Genomic DNA, 19,356 nt, shown 5'->3' with positions numbered 1-19,356 from the left:
TAATATCGCCTTAAATAGTATTTAACCAGAGCTGTGGTTATTTAACGCCTAAACTCATCACTTTGCGGTAAATTAATTAAAATAAGTACAGCGCCTTTACCACCATATTCAAGCGGTGCTTGGTGCATTGCAATTACGTCAGGGTGTTGTACTAAATACTGCGGTACTTTGTGCCTGAGTATATGCCCACCAATGCCATGAATTATGCATGCACAATAGTAATGTTTCTTTTTGCATTCGTGGATCAAACCAGCTAGCTCATCTTTTGCAGACTCTTTATTTAAGCCATGCAAATCTAGGGTTAAATCTGGAACAAAGTCACCACGGCGTAGTTGCTTAGCTAAAAAGCGGTCTTGGCCATCTTGTACATAATTAACCGTACCATTGGTATCAATATCAGGTATATATTCATCCGAAAAGAAGAATTCTGACTGTTGTTGCTTTTTTTGCTGGGCAAACTGCTTTGCTTGTGACACTTTAGGCTTATTAGTAAAGCGGTGAGTGTCTTGTTTAAAAACGCGCGCACCAGTGATACTTTGACGAAACATGTCAATGTCATCATTGCTAATTGGGCTGTTTGAATAAGGATCTTTTTTCATAGCGGCAGTCTAAACAAAAAAAGGGTAAAAATCGAGATAAAAGGCGTTACAATAGGGCAATCGGGAGGCGATTGTGGCCTCGATTGAATTAATAATTTTGAAAGTAGCAGGCAGGCAATACACATGAGTGAATTACAAATAGAAGAAGCAACGCTAGAAGAAGCTGTAGCAGAACTTTCAACCTTACACGACTGGTTACGTTGGACTACAAGCCAATTTGCCAGCAGTGGTATTTTTTTTGGTCACGGTACTGATAATGCGTGGGACGAAGCGGTAAATTTATTATTACCCGCATTAAGCTTACCAATAGATGCGCCGAAAGAATTAATGCATGCGCGTTTAACGAGTACAGAAAAAAACAGCTTAGCGGGCTTAATTGCTGAGCGTATTAACGATTTTACCCCAGTGCCGTATTTAACCAACATTGCTTGGTTTGCGAATATGCCATTTTATGTAGACGAGCGCGTGCTTATTCCACGTTCGCCATTTGCAGAGTTAATTAATAACCGCTTTACCCCTTGGCTTGAAGAGCCTGAGTCGGTTAAGCGTATTTTAGATTTATGTACGGGTTCTGGTTGTATCGCGATTGCACTTGCACAAGCGTTTGAAAATGCGCAGGTAGATGCGGTTGATATTTCTTATGAAGCCTTAGAAGTAGCCGACATAAATATTACAGACTACCAGTTAAGTGAACGAGTATTGCCAATTCAGTCAGATGTGTTTAGTGGTGTACCAGGGCAAACATACGACCTGATCATAGCTAACCCGCCGTACGTTGATGCTGAGGACATGGCCGACTTACCGCGTGAGTTTCATCATGAACCAGAACTTGGTTTGGCTTCAGGCCACGACGGCCTAGACGTAACCCGCACTATATTAAGCGAAGCAAGTAAGCACCTTACTGCAAACGGCTTGTTGTTTGTAGAGGTAGGTAACTCTATGGTACATATGGATGCATTGTATCCGGGTGCGCCATTTGAATGGGTTGAGTTTGAACAAGGTGGTTTAGGTGTGTTTGTTATTAGCAAACAGCAACTTGATGAGTATTTTGCACAATAAAAATCAATATCATTTATAGAATATGTATTTGAATATAAATTGATATAAGTAAATAGCCGAGTGTAAAGCTCGGCTATTGGTAGTCATTAGGAATGAGGAAAAGTAATGGCAGGTAATAGCATTGGACAGTTATTTAAAGTGTCTACTTTTGGTGAGAGCCACGGCGTTGCATTAGGCGGCGTTGTTGATGGTACACCAGCAGGTCTTGAAATCACCGAGGCCGACCTACAAATAGATTTAGACCGTCGTAAACCGGGGCAAAGTCGTTATACCACGCAGCGCCGTGAAGACGATCAGATAAAAATTCTTTCAGGCGTATTTGAAGGTAAAACCACAGGTACTAGCATAGGTTTACTTATTGAAAACACCGATCAACGCTCAAAAGATTACGGCAAAATTAAAGATGTGTTTCGCCCAGGTCATGGCGATTACACCTATTGGCATAAATACGGCCTGCGCGATTATCGCGGTGGTGGTCGCTCATCAGCGCGCGAAACGGCAATTCGTGTTGCTGCGGGCTCTATTGCTAAAAAATATTTAAAACAATTTCATGGTATCGAAATAAAAGCCTGCTTAAGTCAGTTAGGGCCAATTAAAGCAGACGTTTTTGATTGGAACGAAGTTGAAAACAACTTATTCTTTTTTCCTGATGTGAGCAAGTTAGAAGCGCTTGATGAATATATGCGCGGCCTTAAAAAGCAAGGTGACTCAGTAGGCGCAAAAGTAAAAGTAGTGGCAAGTAATGTACCTGTAGGCCTTGGTGAGCCAGTATTTGACCGCCTTGACGCTGAACTTGCGCATTCATTAATGAGCATTAACGCGGTTAAAGGTGTTGAAATTGGCGACGGCTTTGATGTAATTGAGCAAAAAGGCTCAGAGCATCGCGATGAACTCACACCTAATGGTTTTACTTCAAACCATGCGGGCGGTGTATTAGCCGGTATTTCTACGGGGCAAGATATTATTGCTTCTATTGCGCTAAAACCTACCTCAAGCATTACCATACCGGGTAACAGTATAAATACTGAAAACGAAGCGGTTGAGATGATCACCAAAGGTCGTCACGATCCGTGTGTAGGTATTCGTGCTGTGCCAATTGCTGAGGCGATGATGGCCATTACTTTAATGGATCATTTGCTACGTCAACGTGGACAAAACCCACATGTACACCACGAGCATGGGCCGATACCCGGTTCGGTATAATTAGAGTTACATTAAGTAGATAATAAAAACGCGGGCGATCCGCGTTTTTTGTATTTGTTTATCAGTGCAAGTTCAACTTTTTAACTAAAGTTAATTAAACAGGTTTGAGGGAGCTAAATGTGACAATGACAAATAACGTAAAGGCTCAGCAACAAGCTGTACTGAAAAGGCTGGAGCGATTTAGCTTCATTACCGACAGCAGTTTAAAAATTCCTTTTACTAATTTTAAAGTTGGTGCCGATGCGATTATTGGTTTATTGCCTGTTGCCGGTGATATGGCCGGTTTTATTTTATCTGCTTATGTATTAATTGAAGCGCAGCGCTTAGGTGTTAGTTGGACTATAAAACTACGTATATTAGCTAATATGCTTATCGACTTTGTGGGCGGTTTACTACCCATAGTAGGCGATATTTTTGATGCTTACTTTAAAGCAAACACCCGAAACACCCAGCTGCTAAAAAAATACTTAGCGCAGCAAAAGTAATAAAGCAATTTAGCTTTTACCCTTGTTAAAAAAGTATTCTGCAATAACCTGCTTTTGTTGACCAAACTGATCTGAAATTCCTATACCTACACCTATTATTTGCCCCTGTGCTTTAGGTGGGTTAGCCTGTATTTGTTTATTTATAACAGCCAGTTGAGGGCTTTTTTCGTTAGCTAACAATGTTAAATGTGGCTGAAAGTTTTGAAAAACATTAGGGCTGCCGTAGCGCTTAAATGCAGTTAACTTGTTGGGGTAGTTTTTAACCCAAGTAGGCACTGCAGCATTTCGCTCGCGCAGCGGTTCAATGGCAAGTGTTACCTCGTCAGATAGTCTTTGTAATTGGCGCGACGGCTGTAAATTAATAAAGGCCCAATTACTTTGCGTTACGCTAAAGCCTTCAGCGGTTATGGGAAAAGGCTGTTGTTGCGTTATGATGTTTTTTACCGCAAGTTTAATTGCCTCCTCTGTACCGTGTGCAAAGTCAGTTAAATATAAAGTAGCGTGTACCGGCATGCCTTTATCGTAAAAGCTAACCATACCCGCTTGTTTTAATGCATCACTGGTTTGCGCCATTAAAGTAATGATTGGTTGCGAAGGAATAGCAAACACATTAATACTGATGTTTTTTGCAACAGCAGGCAGTGATACACCCAAAAGCCCAAGCAGGGCAATAAATAAAAATTTAACCTTTTTTATACTCATTAGTTTAAACATAATTTTAGTATTTCATTAAGCAGCTCTGTCGTTATAGTGATGGTAAGGGTTATTGCTCAAGCAGTAAATACGCCAAACAGTATAAATACCAGCTATTTGGCAGCACCTTGTATAGCTATTATTAGCAAGCCCCATGGGCTTTATAAAACGCAGCTATACCCAAGTGTTAACTCGCTATCCAATTTTTTACATTCGCAGCGAAAGCCCGTACAATTCACCTCGTTTTTAGCGTGCACATTTTTAATATAATGGGCAGTAAGCCCTATATTCAGAGTAAGTAATTAAACTTTTATGCATAAAATTGCTGATTTAATTTCTATTTTTGCAGCCACTTTTGACCAAAGCTATAATACGCGGCTGGTTAAAGGCGAGCACGAACCTATTTATATTCCTAGCTGTGATAAAACGCCGTATCACCAAATTGTGTTTGCTCATGGTTTTTACGCCAGTGCCCTGCACGAAATTGCACATTGGCTGGTGGCGGGAGATAAGCGCCGTTTACTTGAAGATTACGGCTATTGGTATTGCCCCGACGGCCGCGATAAGCAAAAACAAGCCGAATTTGAAAATGTAGAAATAAAACCGCAAGCCATTGAGTGGCTATTGAGTACCGCCGCAGGTTTTGAATTTAATGTGTCGGTAGATAATTTAAATGGCGAGCAAACGTGTCGTTTTGATTTTCAGCAGCGAGTACACCAACAAGTTTTAACACTTATTAATAACGGTTTTAACTCCCGTACCGAGGCATTGCTAAAAGCACTAAGCCATTTTTATAATACGCCATGGCCAATGAGTGCACAGCAATTTAATTGGCAACATCCCAAGGAGCTCAAGGATGCAGTTTAAGTTAGGTTTAATTATAAACCCGCTAGCGGGTTTAGGCGGCACTGTAGCGTTAAAAGGTAGCGATGGCGCAGCAACTGCAGCCAAAGCGCTAGCACTTGGCGCTCAGCCTAAAGCTAATAGTCGTACAAAAGCCGCACTTGAAGTATTACTGCCTTATAAAAACCAATTAACTATTTATACAGTAAATGGCGATATGGGCGAGCACTGTGCTAAAGCACTCGGCTTTAAGGTGCAAGTAATATATAACAGCAATGCTATAACCACAGCCAACGACACAGAGCAGGCTGTAAAAGCACTTAAAGAGCTAGGTGTAGATTTAGTTTTATTTGCTGGAGGCGACGGCACAGCGCGTAATATTTGCCATGCTGTTGAGGACACAATACCCGTACTGGGTATTCCTGCTGGCTGCAAAATACACTCAGGGGTATATGCAATCACGCCAAAAGCAGCAGGGCGTGTAGTCGAAATGCTGGTAAAAGGCGATTTAGTTACCTTAGGTGACGCCGATGTAATGGACATTGACGAAGAGGCATTTAGACAAGGCACAGTTAAAGCTAAACGTTATGGCGAAATGCAAGTACCAAGCGAAGTGCGTTACATGCAAGCGGTTAAAAATGGCGGTAAAGAAACCGACGAGTTAGTGCTTGTAGATATTGCCGCCTATGTGGTGAGTGAAATGGATGAGGACACTTTTTACATTATGGGCAGTGGCTCAACCGTTGCTGCAGTAATGGAAGAAATGGGGTTAGAAAATACACTTTTAGGTGTCGATTTAGTTAAAGATCAAACCCTTATAGCGCAAGACCTAACCGCAGTGCAATTACTTGAGCATACGCAAGGTCAAAAAACTAAATTAGTGATCACCTTAATTGGCGGCCAAGGACATATTTTTGGTCGTGGTAATCAACAGCTTAGCCCCGCGCTTATTCGCGCTATTGGCACCAATAACATTATAGTAGTAGCTACAAAAACAAAATTGCAGGCTTTAAATGGCCGCCCACTTATTTGTGACACCGGCGATAGCAGTTTAGATGATGAACTAACCGGTTATATTAAAGTTACATGCGGATTTAACGACCACATTATGTATGCAGTCGGGTATTAATACCCATTGCAAAACCAGGAGACAGAATAAATGAGTTTAGTAAACTATATTGATGCAGCCCAACACTATTTTGATGATTTAGTGATTAAAGCCACCGATGATGAATTATTTGCAGGAGGCTATTTGCGAGGTCACTTTGACTTAGCAGTAGGGTATGCGCAAGTAGAAAAGCTAACTATTAGCACAGATGAACTTAACGAAACCGTAGAGCAAAGCTTAGTGAAAGCTTATCATAATGGTGAACTTAATGAAGATGACAAAATCCTTGTTGCTCGTTTGTGGGAAGAAGTAAAAGCATTGGCTTGAGTAAACCTAGGCAAAAACTAATTTAAACGCGATACGCTACTGGCTTATCGCGTTTTTTTGTTTAAAAGTATTGATATGAGGGAGTTAGCCTCAGGTTAATTTACTGTTGTGTAAAGATAGGATATGGTTATTGAAAATATGATTTAGAGAGCTTTAAAGAATGAATAATAACCAAAGTGCAGTGCCAACTGGTTTAATTGCACGATTTTTAAATTTTGTTGAACGGGTAGGTAATAAGCTTCCTGATCCGGCCATTATATTTTTGTTTGCCATGTTACTAATTTGGTTTTTGTCGTGGTGGTTTTCAGGCGTAAGCTTTGATGCAATAGATCCACGTACCGGCGAAGCCATTATTATCAATAATATGCTAGCAAGTGATTCGCTCGCCACCTTTTTATCCTCTATGGTAAAAACCTTTACCGGCTTTGCACCCTTAGGCGTAGTGTTAGTGGCTATGTTAGGTGTGGGGGTTGCAGAGCATTCGGGCTTTATTAATACCGGCCTTAAGTTAATGCTTAAAGTGACGCCTAAAAAGTTATTAACGCCTTCAATTATTTTAGTGGCCATTGTAAGCCATACCGCAACTGATGCAGGTTATGTATTAGTTATTCCACTAGCTGGGGTTATATTTTATGCTGCAGGGCGCCATCCGCTTGCGGGTATTGCTGCTGCATTTGCTGGTGTGAGTGGTGGTTTTGGGGCTAACTTTATTCCATCGGGTATCGACCCATTGCTACAAAGTTTTACCCAAAGTGCGGCGCAAATAATTAATCCTGCAATGACAATTAACCCGTTAAATAACTGGGCATTTGCTTCAGCATCTAGCTTATTTATAGTGGCATTAGGCTGGTATATTACCGATAAAATTATAGAACCACGTTTACAAAAAACCGCAGTAGATGGCGCTAAAGAAGATTTACCCGTATTTGAAGATGCCCGCAGTGATGAAAAACGTGCATTTATAATTGCCAGTTCAGTTATGGTTGCAGGCCTTGCGTTACTTGCTTATGTATCGGCAGATAGTAACTCGGCAATGCGCAGCAGCGATGGCTCGTTAACTAATTTTAGCTCGCCATTAATGCAATCTATCGTACCGTTAATCTTTTTATTATTTTGGATACCCGGCGCGGTTTACGGCTTTACCGTAGGCACCTTCAAAACCTCTAAAGACATGATAGATGCCATGAGTAAAGCGATGAGCGGCATGGCATATTATATTGTAATGGCATTTTTCTGTTCGTTATTTATTGCCGCATTTAGTAAATCAAACTTAGGTGCATTGCTAGCAATCGAAGGCGCGCAGTTATTAAAAGCAATGCAGTTGCCAAGTGCAGTAACGGTTGTGGGAATTATCTTTTTAACCGGCTTTGTTAACTTATTTGTAGGTTCAAGTTCAGCAAAATGGGCATTACTTGGCCCCATATTTGTACCTATGCTAATGCAACTTGGTATTTCGCCAGACTTAACTCAAGCGGCTTATCGTGTTGGTGACTCAAGCTCTAATATTATTACACCGTTAATGCCCTATTTCCCATTAGTGGTGGTGTACTGTCAAAAGTATGTGAAAGGCACCGGCATAGGCACTTTAATTGCTATTATGCTACCGTACTCAATCGCCTTTATGATTGGCTGGAGTATCTTTTTATTAGGTTACTGGGCACTTGGTATCCCACTAGGGCTTGATGCCAGCTACGTTTACCCAGCGCTAGCGCCTTAACGTAAAACAAATAGGTAATATAGTAAAAGCCTCATCATGAAATTGGTGGGGCTTTTTTGTGTTAAGAGATCAGATTTAACCGTAGGGCAAACACTGTACCCCGAATAAAGTAATCTTAATAAAAGTAATGCCAATAAAAGTTACTATGGCATTGCCTTCCTCATTTACAGCTCTTTGTTTAAATGCTTTTAAGTGAGTTATTCACCAAGAGGATAGGAGACGCTGCGCTTTAGAGAAGTAATAGAGCAGTGCAGATAAGAAAGGGGTGTGCAGGCGAGAATTTAGCTGTGAGGTGGAAATAAAATATCGTGTTTATTTTCTCAGGGGAATATTATTTTCTGCCTAGAGCCTAGAGCCTAGAGCCTAGAGCCTAGAGCCTAGAGCCTAGAGCCTAGAGCCTAGAGCTTTATTTTAGGCACAAAAAAACCTTGCTCACTTACGTGGCAAGGTTTTTATTAAAGAGTCGTTGCTTATTTCGGCGTTGTAAAGCTTACTGGGCGACGTTCTTTACGAGGACCGCTGCGCTTATCACCGCGTGCGCTGTCATCTTTATTAAAGCTGCGTTTTTCGCCGCCAGCTGGACGCTCAGAGCGTTCGCCACGTGGCTCAGCAGGACCTTGATCAGCAGTGATTGTTAAGCCCATAGGACGTTTACAAATAAACACTTTTTGGAAATGATCAAGTACATCTTTAGGCATGTTTTTCGGTAATTGAACCGTGCTGTGATTATCGTGTAGACGAATATCACCAATAAACTTGCTTGAAATGTCAGCTTCGTTAGCAATAGCGCCAACAATGTTCTTAACCTGAACACCATGTTCACGACCTACTTCGATACGGTATGTATCCATAGGACCTGCATCACGGCTGTTACGCTCACGAGGCTTACGTTCAGCGCGCTCGCCACCACGTTCACCGCCACGTTCGTTACGACGACCACGATCACCACGGTCATTGCTACGTGGGTTACGATCATTGCGCTCGTTACGTTCGCGAGGTTGAATCTTAACTTCTTCAACCTTAATTGGTGATTGTTGCTGTGCTAAACACAGTAACGCACCAGCAAGGTCTTCAGCAGAAAGTTCAAGCTTTTGAGCCATGTTTGCTGCTACTTCATTAAAGAAAGTAATATCTTTGTTTTCAAGAGCAAGTGTTAACTTGGCTTGTAACGCTTCGATACGTTTTTCTTCAACAATTTTAGCTGTTGGTAATTCAACTTGTGCAATATCTGAATTCGTATGACGAATGATATTTTTAAGTAAATAACGTTCGTTATGTTTTACGAATAAGATTGCTTTACCAGTACGACCAGCACGACCTGTACGGCCGATACGGTGAACGTAGGCTTCAGAATCTTGTGGAATATCGTAGTTGATAACTAAACTTAAACGGTCAACATCTAGACCACGTGCCGCTACGTCTGTTGCAATAACAACATTTAGCATGCCGCTTTTTAAGCGCTCTACTGTGCGTTCACGTGCTTGCTGGTTCATGTCACCGTTAAGTGGAGCGGCAGAGAAACCTTCGCGCTCTAATAATTCAGCAAGTTGTACTGTATCGTTACGCGTACGTACGAAAACAATAGCGCCTTCATATTGCTCAGCTTCTAAAAAGCGAACAATGGCTTTATTTTTATGAATGCTTGCATTCCAAAACACTTGCTCTACTGATGATACAGTTGAGTTACGCGCAGAGATATGAACCTGTTCAGGATTGTTCATATACTTGCTGCTGATGTTTTGAATTTGCTTAGGCATGGTCGCAGAGAAAAGACATGTTTGCTTTTCGCGCGGTGTTTTTTCCATGATGCTTTCTACATCATCGATAAAGCCCATACGTAACATTTCATCGGCTTCATCAAGTACAAGTGCTTGTAGAGCATCAAACTTGATAGTGCCACGGTTAATATGATCGATTAAGCGACCTGGAGTAGCTACGATAACTTGCGCGCCACGACGAAGTGCACTTAGTTGGATACTGTAGCTTTGGCCACCATAAAGTGCCAATACTTCAATACCACGAACATGTTTAGCATATTGTTCAAATGCCTCAGCAACTTGGATCGCAAGCTCACGGGTTGGTGTGAGTACAAGGATCTGTGGCTGTTTCACAGACGGGTCAATATTATTTAATAGTGGTAGTGCAAATGCTGCGGTTTTACCTGTACCCGTTTGAGCTAGTCCCAGTACGTCCTTTCTTTCTAGCAATAACGGTATACATTGAGCTTGGATTTCAGATGGTGTCTTGTAACCCAACTCTTCAACTGCCTTCAAAATTGCAGGAGAAAGATTTAGAGATTCAAACGTGACTGGTTCTGACATTAATACGCCTCAACGAATTTAAAGAGGCGCGCATTATAAAGGATAAATGCGGTAAATGCTTGTAGAAATTACAACTAATTTATAGGTGATTGATGTTGGTCGAAATTTAACCAGTTAAGTAACTAGATTACTTAACTGGTTAACATATTTGATACAGAACTTATTGATAAAGTCCAAGATTCTCTTTGGCGTAGGCCTCAAACTCTGTAAAACCACCAATGTGTTTTTGGTCTACAAAGATTTGCGGCACTGTTGGGCAAGGTTTGCCGGCAGACTTTTCAAGATCTTCTTTACTTATGCCTTCTTTAATAATGTCGATATAGCGAAATTTAAAATCATCACGTTCATTTGATAGTTGTTCTGCTACGTCTTTAGCACGAACACAAAATGGGCAGCCTTCACGACCAAAAATTACAGTTAACATAGTGAACTCCTCAATTAAATTGCTACTAGTGTAACCAATTGAGTTAAATATTAAAGAGCAAACAAGCGATTAAGCTGTTCGCTTTTATTGATATGCCTTAGGGATCAGCGTTTTTAAATAATCGCTACTGTTATTGGGCGCTTAATGTGGTGTTAAAAGTAAAATAAATAATTTTTTGAAAAATCATCTTGAAAACAATTTTGCAGTCCATATATAGATAAGTAGAGGACGCCTGATGGGTCCTTGTTAAACAGAAGTAATTGAAATTTATATTATTAATTAAACTTCATTTGTGTTTGTTCACTAGAAAAGCACAACTGAAATATCGCTTAAATATGAGGATATTATTATGCGTACAGTAGATTTATCACCCCTTTATCGTTCATTCATCGGTTTCGATCATTTAGCGTCTTTAATGGATGCGGCAGCGAGTTCAGATAAGCAGCCAAGCTTTCCTCCTTACAATATCGAAGCGCTCGATAAAGACAAATATAGAATCACTATGGCGGTTGCTGGTTTTAGCAATAGCGAACTGACAATCGAGTCAGAAAATAACACCCTAAAAGTTAGCGGGGTTAAACAAAGTAAAGACGATAGTAAAGAGCGTAAATTTATTCACCAAGGCATTGCAGATCGCAATTTTGAGCGTAAGTTTCAGTTAGGAGATCATGTAAGAGTTATCGCTGCTGATTTAGCCCATGGTTTACTCAGCATAGATTTACAACGTGAAATACCTGAAGCGTTAAAACCGCGCAAAATAGCAATCGGTGGCAATGATTTGCTCGAAGATAAGTAATTCACTTTAAATATTTTCCACTGTTTTAGCCGCCTCGCTTGAGGCGGTATTTTTACCATTGTAATTTATGTTTAACGACCTTGTTGTGTATTTTAAAAGAGTAAATTTAAAAAATTATTTGTTATTTGCTTGAAAACAATTTTAACGTCCATATATAGATAAGTAGAGGACGCCTGATGGGTCCTTGTTAAACAGAAGTAATTGAAATTTATATTATTAATTAAACTTCATTTGTGTTTGTTCATTAGAAAAACACAACTGAAATATCGCTTAAATATGAGGATATTATTATGCGTACAGTAGATTTATCACCCCTTTATCGTTCATTCATCGGTTTCGATCATTTAGCGTCTTTAATGGATGCGGCAGCGAGTTCAGATAAGCAGCCAAGCTTTCCTCCTTACAATATCGAAGCGCTCGATAAAGACAAATACCGAATTACTATGGCAGTTGCTGGTTTTAGCGAAAGCGAGCTGAGCATAGAGTCAGAAAACAACACACTTGTTGTTGCGGGTATTAAAACGGGTAAAGAGCAAGCCAGTGAGCGTAAATTTATTCATCAAGGTATTGCAGAGCGCAACTTTGAGCGTAAATTTCAGCTGGGGGATCACGTAAAAGTACTTGGTGCCGATTTAGCAAATGGCTTATTGAGCATTAACCTTGAACGCGAAATACCAGAAGCACTTAAGCCACGCAAAATTGAAATAGGCAGTGGTAGCCTTATAGAAGGCAAGTAATTTAAATAAGCTTAGTTTTTGATTATCCCCGTAAAGCCGCTTTTTAGCGGCTTTTTGCTGTCCTGATAAGAAGTTAAAAGTTACAGGCTTGCTATATTATTCAAATAGTAAGTGGCTTGCTGTAATGTACTTTGTTGTAACGTATTCTCTTGTTTATCCCAGTTTTTATACACCATACCAATGCGTGGGTTTTTTTCTAACTTTGCTCTGTGCGTGTGCATAAAATGCCAGTAAAGGCTATTAAACGGGCAGGCGTCATCACCCACTTTTTGTTTTACTTTATAGTGGCAGTTTTTGCAGTAGTCGCTCATTTTATTAATATAGTTACCGCTTGCCGCATAGGGTTTGGTGGCAATAATTCCGTCATCGGCAAATTGGCTCATACCCCGAGTATTGGGCATTTCTACCCATTCAATAGCATCTATATAAACACCCAAATACCAAGCATCAACGTCATCTGGGTTTATAGCCGTTAATAAACAAAAATTACCTATAACCATGAGGCGCTGAATATGATGGGCGTATGCAGTAGTTAAGCTTTCACAGAGCGCATGGTGCATGCAGTTCATTTTAGTTTTAGCATGCCAAAAATACGGCGGTAATGTATTTTTGGCTTTAAGCTGATTTTTAGTTGCGTAATCTGGCATGTTAATCCAGTAAATTGCGCGTACGTACTCTCTCCAGCCCAATATTTGCCTAACAAATCCCTCTACTTGAGCAATAGAAATATCATTAGGACGTTGTTCGTACTGGGCTATTACGCGCTTTATTACAAACAGTGGGTGTATTAACTTTGCATTTAAAGCAAACGATAAGCGGATATGGTACAGGCTACTGTTATGTTTACTTTGCTCTGTCATTGCATCTTGAAACTGGCCAAAATGAGGCAGTAAATACAAACAAAAATAATCTAAGCAGCTAATGGCTTGTTTTCGGGTTGTGGGCCAAGGAAGTTGCTCTGCGGCTTTACCAAAGTAGCTAACATTATGTTTATTTAAACGCGCAATTATAGCGCTTACATCGTTATTAAATAATTTAGGTGGCGGGATTTGTGCTAAGTCGGCGGCTGAAAATTTATTTCTGTTATTACTATCAAAGTTCCACTTTCCACCGTGTGGTTTGTTGCTATCCATTAATATATTAAATTGTTTGCGCATTGCGCGATAAAAATGCTCCATTGTTATGTGTTTATCTTTTATAAAGCGGTGTTTTATTTCCTCAAAGGGCAGTAAAAAATGCTCGCTGTCAACACTGCTAACCGTTAATGGGCTGGTGTTTGCAAAGTGGGCTAACTGGTTTTTTAATCTATATTCGTCTGGGTATTGGTACTCAATAGTATTGCATTGATGTTGCGCTGCTATACGGGTAAGCAATGCGGGTAAATCTTCATCATTACAGGTTTCGTTTAATGTTAAATGCAGTACATTAAATCCGGCTTGGTTTAATGCTGTTGCAAAGTTTTCCATAGCGCAAAAAAATGCACAGATTTTTTGAATATGGTGCTTAACATAGCTGGTTTCTTGTTTTAGCTCTGCAATAACATACAAGGTATTGGTTTTTTTATCTTTATACCATGAGTGAGCAGGGTTGAGCTGATCGCCCAAAATGAGTCTAAGAGTATTAAAGTGTGTCATGCCTAAGCCAAATAAATTTAATACGCAAAATTATTACATCAAGATCGCTTACTTTATAAAAACATAGATTTAAAAATTCCTAAATTTGGATAATAAGTGCAAAAATTAACAAAATTAAATAATTACGCGTTAAATTATAAACACGCTATTTGGTGTCACTTTTTTTATAAACTTATTACTTATTATGGTTGCTAATTACGGCGTACATACTTATAATACCCGCCATTGTTTAGTATGTTGAAAGATATTACTAACAGCGATATTAAATTATTAAGTTTAGTATCTATTGGCGCGGGATGGAGCAGTCTGGTAGCTCGTCGGGCTCATAACCCGAAGGTCGTCGGTTCAAATCCGGCTCCCGCAACCAATCATAATAGTGGGTTTAATCTTACTAATTTATATCGCGCATTCTAAGTAATGCGCGTTTTGCGTTTAAGCTACTGTAGTTTAATTTAGTCAGATTTTTGACTCGCAACCAAGCTTGGCCCTAGGCCACACAGTTTTGTGCTTTTTGGTGTGACGCCCCGCTTGGTTCGGGGCGTTGTTGTATCTGCACTGTTTGATTTGTGACATGGTGATCAAATCAAAATTTAAACTCAATATTTTAGGGCTATAAGCCCTTTTTTTGTTTGTATGGAGGATTTTCGTGACAAAACTTGAACAAGATTTAGTAGCTATGTTAACGCCAGCGGTAGAAATGTTAGGTTTTGAATTACATGGTCTTGAGTTTGTACAAGCGGGTCGCCATTCTACCTTAAGAGTTTATATTACTCATGAGGCTGGGATCTCAGTTGATAATTGTGCAGATGCGAGTCGCCAAATAAGTGCGATTTTAGATGTCGAAGACCCAATTACAAATGAATATGATTTGGAAGTATCGTCTCCTGGTGTTGATCGTCTATTATTCAAACAAGATCACTACGAGCAGGCGCAAGGAGAGGAAGTACAATTACGTACTAAACTTCCACAAGACGGTCGTCGTAATTTTAAAGGCGATTTAATAGCAGTTACTAGCGATATGATTACACTATCTAGTGATGGTACAGAGCATTTAATTATGCTTAGCAACATTGAGCGTGCGAACATAATTGCAAAGTTTTAATTCGAGCGCAAAGGAATAGGGCAAGCGAGGCATAACCCATGGCAAAAGAGATATTATTGGTTGCTGAAGCCGTCTCCAATGAGAAAGCGGTTCCAAAAGAAAAGATTTTTGAAGCTTTAGAGTTCGCTCTAGCAACAGCAACAAAGAAAAAGCACGGTGGTGACATCGACGTACGTGTAGCAATTGACCGTAAAACAGGTGACTACGATACTTACCGTCGCTGGCAGATTGCTGCAGTATTAGAAGATGGGTCTTTAGAGAACCCATACAGCGAAATTACCCTAGAAGCAGCGCAAGTTGAAGAACCTGACTTGCAAATGGGTGACTTCGTTGAAGAGCAAATTGACTCAATTAAATTTGACCGTATTACAACCCAAATGGCTAAGCAAGTTATCGTACAAAAAGTACGTGAAGCTGAGCGTGCTTTAGTTGTAGAAGAATACAAAAGTAAAGAAGGTGAGTTAGTAACGGGTGTGGTTAAAAAAGCCACTCGTGACGCGATCGTTCTTGATTTAGGTAATAATGCTGAAGCGGTAATTTACCGTGACGACATGCTACCGCGTGAAAACTTCCGCCCAGGCGATCGTATTCGCGGTCTTCTATACGAAGTTAAGCCAGAAGCACGTGGCGCACAATTATTTGTAACGCGTTCTAAGCCTGAAATGCTAATGGAATTGTTCCGCATTGAGGTGCCAGAAATCGGCGAAGAAATGATTGAATTACGTGCCGCTGCACGTGATCCAGGTTCGCGCGCTAAAATTGCGGTTAAGTCTAACGACAAACGTATTGACCCAATTGGTGCTTGTGTAGGTATGCGTGGCGCACGTGTTCAAGCTGTATCGTCAGAACTTGGCGGTGAGCGTGTTGATATCGTACTTTACGATGATAACCCAGCACAATTTGTTATTAACGCAATGGCACCTGCAGAAGTAGCTTCAATCGTAATGGATGAAGATACGCACTCAATGGATATCGCTGTAGAAGCTGATAACCTAGCACAAGCTATTGGTCGTAATGGTCAAAACGTTCGTTTAGCTAGCCAATTAACTGGCTGGGAACTAAACGTAATGACTGTTGAAGACATGCGTAGCAAAAACGAAGCTGAGTCAGATAAGTTACTTAACTTATTTACTGAAAATTTAGAAATTGATGATGAATTTGCTTCATTATTAATTAACGAAGGTTTCTCGTCACTTGAAGAAGTTGCGTATGTACCGGCATCTGAATTTTTAGAAATTGATGGCTTAGATGAAGAAACGGTTGATCTATTGCGCTCACGTGCAAAAGACGCATTAACCACTAAAGCACTTAAAACGGAAGAAAGCTTAGATGGCGCAGAGCCAGCTGAAGACTTACTTGCGCTTGAAGGCTTAGAACGTCATTTAGCATTTGTTATGGCAAGCAAGGGTGTAATTACACTTGAAGACTTAGCTGAGCAAGGTATTGATGAATTAGTGGATATTACAGAACTATCACCTGAAAAAGCAGGTGAACTGATTATGGCTGCACGTAACATTTGTTGGTTTGCAGACGAGTAATTTATTAACGGAGGTATTAGAGACTATGGCAGAAGTAAATGTTGAAAAACTAGCCGGTGATATAGGTACAACTGTTGATAAATTGCTACAGCAGTTTTCACAAGCCGGTATTACCAAGCAAGCAGGCGAAAGCGTAACCGAAGCTGAAAAAGCGACGTTACTTGATCACTTAAGCAAGCAGCATGGCGGCACAGGTTCAGATGGCCCAGCGCGTATGACATTGCAACGTAAGAGCAAAAGCACATTAAGTGTGACTGGTTCAACGGGCAAAGCAAAGTCTGTTCAAGTTGAAGTTCGCAAAACACGTACCTACGTGAAGAAAAGCGCAATGGAGCAAGAGCAAGAAGAGCTACGCCTAGCCGCTGAAGAAAAACTGCGCCTTGAAGAGCAGCAAAAAGCTGCACAAGAAGCCGCAGAATTGAAAGCGAAACAAGAGGCAGAACGTAAAGCGAAAGAAGACGCTGATCGTAAAGCTAAAGAAGAAGCTAAACGCAAAGCTGATGCAGAGCGTAAAGCGAAACAAAAGCAGATGACCCCAGAGCAAAGTGCTAAGTCTGAGAAAGATCGCATCGAAGCTGAGCGTCTGCAAAAAGAAGCAGAAGAGGCCGCATTGAAGAAAGCTGAAGAAGAAGCGAAACGTCAAGCAGAAGAAGCAAGAAAGCTAGCTGAAGAGAACTCAGCACGCTGGAAGAAAGAAGAAGAAGAGCGTAAGAAGCGTGAAGAAACATCTGATCACCACCTTACAACTTCTACTTACGCACGTGAAGCAGAAGATGTTGCTGATGCTCGTGATGAGCAAGGCACACGCCGTGCGAAGAAAAAGAAAAAAGCGCCAGCAAAAGATAAATTTGCAGCGTCTAAAGGCCGTAATAAAGGCAAGTTAAAAGCACCTACATCGCTACAGCATGGTTTTACAAAACCAACTGCTGATGTTAAAAATGAAGTGCGTATTAGCGAAACAATTACAGTTGCAGAGCTTGCGTCACGCATGGCTGTTAAAGGCGCTGAAGTTGTAAAAACAATGATGAAAATGGGCGACATGGTTACTATTAACCAAGTGATTGACCAAGAAGCTGCACAACTTGTTGCAGAAGAAATGGGCCACAAAGTTATCATTGTTAAAGAAAACGAATTAGAGCAAAAAGTACTAAACGATCGCCATGAAGATGGTAAGTCTGAGCCACGTGCACCAGTTGTAACTGTTATGGGTCACGTTGACCATGGTAAAACATCTACACTTGATTACATTCGTTCAGCTAAAGTAGCCTCAGGCGAAGCCGGTGGTATTACACAGCACATTGGTGCATACCATGTTGATGTTAATGGCAACATGATCACTTTCTTAGATACTCCGGGTCACGCCGCATTTACTTCAATGCGTGCTCGTGGTGCTCAAGCGACTGATATCGTAATCTTAGTGGTTGCAGCTGATGATGGTGTTATGCCACAAACTAAAGAAGCGGTACAGCATGCACGTGCTGCTGGCGTTCCTTTAATCATTGCTGTAAACAAAATGGATAAAGAAGGCGTAGACCCAGATCGCGTTAAGAACGAGCTAGCTCAGCTTGACGTTATTCCTGAAGAATGGGGCGGCGATACGCAGTACGTTCATATCTCTGCAAAAACAGGTTTAGGTATTGATGAGCTTTTAGAAGCGGTATTAAACCAATCTGAACTACTAGAACTTACGGCTCCAACTGTTGGTATGGCTGCAGGTGTTGTTATTGAATCACGCTTAGATAAAGGCCGTGGTCCAGTTGCATCGATACTTGTTCAATCGGGTACGCTTAACCAAGGTGACATTGTATTATGTGGTCTTGAGTATGGTCGTATTCGTGCAATGCGCGATGAAAACGGTAAAGACATTAAGTCTGCGGGTCCTTCTATTCCTGTAGAAATTTTAGGTCTTTCTGGTATTCCGGCTGCAGGCGACGAAGCAACTGTAGTTAAAGATGAGCGTAAAGCGCGTGAAGTTGCTTTATATCGTCAAGGTAAATTCCGTGATGTTAAACTAGCGCGTCAACAAAAAGCTAAGCTTGAAAACATGTTTAGTCATATGACTGAAGGCGATGTGTCTGAAGTTAACGTGGTACTTAAAGCTGACGTTCAAGGTTCAATCGAAGCAATCTCTGATTCACTAACTAAACTCTCTACTGATGAAGTGAAAGTGAAGATAGTAGGTTCAGGTGTTGGTGGTATTACCGAAACTGATGCAACACTTGCAGCAGCGTCTAACGCAATTGTGGTTGGCTTTAACGTTCGTGCTGATGCTTCTGCTCGTAAAGTAATTGAGTCTGAAAACTTAGACTTGCGTTACTACAGCGTAATCTACAGCTTGATTGACGAAGTTAAACAAGCAATGTCGGGTATGTTGGCACCAGAATTTAAGCAAGAGATTATTGGTCTTGCTCAGGTTCGTGACGTGTTTAAGTCTCCAAAAATTGGCGCAATTGCTGGTTGTATGGTTACTGAAGGTGTTATTAAACGTAGCGCTCCAATTCGTGTACTTCGTGATAACGTGGTTATCTACGAAGGTGAACTTGAGTCACTTCGTCGCTTTAAAGACGATGTTGCTGATGTTCGTAACGGCATGGAATGTGGTATCGGCGTTAAGAACTACAATGACGTTCGTGTTGGCGACCAAATTGAAGTATTTGAAACAGTTGAAATACAACGTACTCTTTAATTGTTAGCTAGCTAGACTAATAAATGGGGGCTTAGCCCCCATTTGTGTATCCATTATTTAATTAACTTATTATTATATTCCAAT

17 protein-coding genes and 1 tRNA gene are annotated in these 19,356 nt (G+C 40.7%); 13 read left to right on the top strand and 5 right to left on the bottom strand.

Annotated features, from left to right (window positions below; genetic code table 11):
• Nucleotides 1–41: 41 nt before the first annotated feature.
• Nucleotides 42–599, bottom strand: coding sequence for an endonuclease SmrB (gene smrB, locus J5X91_RS05630; RefSeq protein WP_041454372.1), 558 nt, complete (start codon nt 597–599; stop codon nt 42–44).
• Nucleotides 600–722: 123 nt separating this feature from the next.
• On the opposite strand from smrB, the gene prmB reads away from it, so the two are divergent.
• The 3 genes from prmB (at nt 723) to J5X91_RS05615 (ending at nt 3,346) form a co-directional block, all read left to right on the top strand.
• The gene (prmB, locus tag J5X91_RS05625) at nt 723–1,658 is read left to right on the top strand and encodes a 50S ribosomal protein L3 N(5)-glutamine methyltransferase (RefSeq protein WP_011327671.1); all 936 of its coding nucleotides are present in this window, start codon (nt 723–725) and stop codon (nt 1,656–1,658) included.
• 105 nt (nt 1,659–1,763) lie between these two features.
• Nucleotides 1,764–2,861: a chorismate synthase gene (aroC, locus tag J5X91_RS05620; RefSeq protein WP_011327672.1), complete on the top strand. Its 1,098-nt coding sequence runs from the start codon at nt 1,764–1,766 to the stop codon at nt 2,859–2,861.
• Nucleotides 2,862–2,986: 125 nt separating this feature from the next.
• The gene (locus J5X91_RS05615) at nt 2,987–3,346 is read left to right on the top strand and encodes a DUF4112 domain-containing protein (protein WP_182679218.1); all 360 of its coding nucleotides are present in this window, start codon (nt 2,987–2,989) and stop codon (nt 3,344–3,346) included.
• A gap of 9 nt (nt 3,347–3,355) precedes the next feature.
• Here the strand turns inward: J5X91_RS05615 and J5X91_RS05610 are convergent, their stop codons facing one another.
• Complete coding sequence (locus tag J5X91_RS05610; protein WP_244363768.1) at nt 3,356–4,048, bottom strand: 2'-5' RNA ligase family protein; 693 nt, start codon at nt 4,046–4,048, stop codon at nt 3,356–3,358.
• A gap of 303 nt (nt 4,049–4,351) precedes the next feature.
• Between J5X91_RS05610 and J5X91_RS05605 the strand changes: the two genes are divergently transcribed.
• From J5X91_RS05605 to J5X91_RS05590, 4 genes are all read left to right on the top strand, one after another.
• Entirely contained in the window at nt 4,352–4,906 is a 555-nt protein-coding gene (locus J5X91_RS05605) for an elongation factor P hydroxylase (RefSeq protein ID WP_089367956.1), read from the top strand.
• Nucleotides 4,896–6,011 carry an ATP-NAD kinase family protein gene (locus tag J5X91_RS05600; RefSeq protein WP_208834212.1) on the top strand — a complete coding sequence of 372 codons (1,116 nt, stop codon included), beginning with the start codon at nt 4,896–4,898 and terminating at the stop codon, nt 6,009–6,011. Before J5X91_RS05605 ends, J5X91_RS05600 begins: the two co-directional genes overlap by 11 nt.
• A gap of 30 nt (nt 6,012–6,041) precedes the next feature.
• Nucleotides 6,042–6,317: a YfcL family protein gene (locus J5X91_RS05595; protein ID WP_208834211.1), complete on the top strand. Its 276-nt coding sequence runs from the start codon at nt 6,042–6,044 to the stop codon at nt 6,315–6,317.
• 160 nt (nt 6,318–6,477) lie between these two features.
• Entirely contained in the window at nt 6,478–8,034 is a 1,557-nt protein-coding gene (locus tag J5X91_RS05590) for an AbgT family transporter (RefSeq protein WP_011327678.1), read from the top strand.
• Between the two features lie 470 nt (nt 8,035–8,504).
• Here J5X91_RS05590 and J5X91_RS05585 read toward each other — a convergent pair whose 3' ends face one another.
• Nucleotides 8,505–10,355, bottom strand: coding sequence for a DEAD/DEAH box helicase (locus J5X91_RS05585; RefSeq protein WP_011327679.1), 1,851 nt, complete (start codon nt 10,353–10,355; stop codon nt 8,505–8,507).
• A gap of 160 nt (nt 10,356–10,515) precedes the next feature.
• Entirely contained in the window at nt 10,516–10,779 is a 264-nt protein-coding gene (locus J5X91_RS05580) for a GrxA family glutaredoxin (RefSeq protein WP_011327680.1), read from the bottom strand.
• Between the two features lie 349 nt (nt 10,780–11,128).
• On the opposite strand from J5X91_RS05580, the gene J5X91_RS05575 reads away from it, so the two are divergent.
• Nucleotides 11,129–11,575, top strand: a complete 447-nt coding sequence (locus tag J5X91_RS05575; RefSeq protein WP_011327681.1) for an Hsp20 family protein — start codon at nt 11,129–11,131, stop codon at nt 11,573–11,575.
• Between the two features lie 290 nt (nt 11,576–11,865).
• Nucleotides 11,866–12,312: an Hsp20 family protein gene (locus J5X91_RS05570; RefSeq protein WP_011327682.1), complete on the top strand. Its 447-nt coding sequence runs from the start codon at nt 11,866–11,868 to the stop codon at nt 12,310–12,312.
• A gap of 80 nt (nt 12,313–12,392) precedes the next feature.
• On the opposite strand, the gene J5X91_RS05565 is transcribed toward J5X91_RS05570, so the two are convergent.
• Nucleotides 12,393–13,946, bottom strand: coding sequence for a cryptochrome/photolyase family protein (locus J5X91_RS05565; RefSeq protein WP_208834210.1), 1,554 nt, complete (start codon nt 13,944–13,946; stop codon nt 12,393–12,395).
• Between the two features lie 290 nt (nt 13,947–14,236).
• On the opposite strand from J5X91_RS05565, the gene J5X91_RS05560 reads away from it, so the two are divergent.
• The 4 genes from J5X91_RS05560 (at nt 14,237) to infB (ending at nt 19,272) form a co-directional block, all read left to right on the top strand.
• Nucleotides 14,237–14,313 (top strand) — tRNA-Met (locus J5X91_RS05560).
• 279 nt (nt 14,314–14,592) lie between these two features.
• Entirely contained in the window at nt 14,593–15,048 is a 456-nt protein-coding gene (rimP, locus tag J5X91_RS05555; protein WP_041454374.1) for a ribosome maturation factor RimP, read from the top strand.
• Nucleotides 15,049–15,086: 38 nt separating this feature from the next.
• Nucleotides 15,087–16,586 carry a transcription termination factor NusA gene (gene nusA / locus J5X91_RS05550; RefSeq protein ID WP_011327685.1) on the top strand — a complete coding sequence of 500 codons (1,500 nt, stop codon included), beginning with the start codon at nt 15,087–15,089 and terminating at the stop codon, nt 16,584–16,586.
• Between the two features lie 25 nt (nt 16,587–16,611).
• Nucleotides 16,612–19,272, top strand: a complete 2,661-nt coding sequence (gene infB / locus J5X91_RS05545; protein WP_011327686.1) for a translation initiation factor IF-2 — start codon at nt 16,612–16,614, stop codon at nt 19,270–19,272.
• The last annotated feature ends 84 nt before the right edge of the window (nt 19,273–19,356 follow it).

The organism is Pseudoalteromonas sp. K222D, from assembly GCF_017653575.1.
GTDB classification, from domain to species: domain Bacteria; phylum Pseudomonadota; class Gammaproteobacteria; order Enterobacterales; family Alteromonadaceae; genus Pseudoalteromonas; species Pseudoalteromonas nigrifaciens.
The sequence above is the reverse complement of the archived record's forward strand: the minus strand, read 5'-3'. Positions and strand labels throughout refer to the sequence as shown.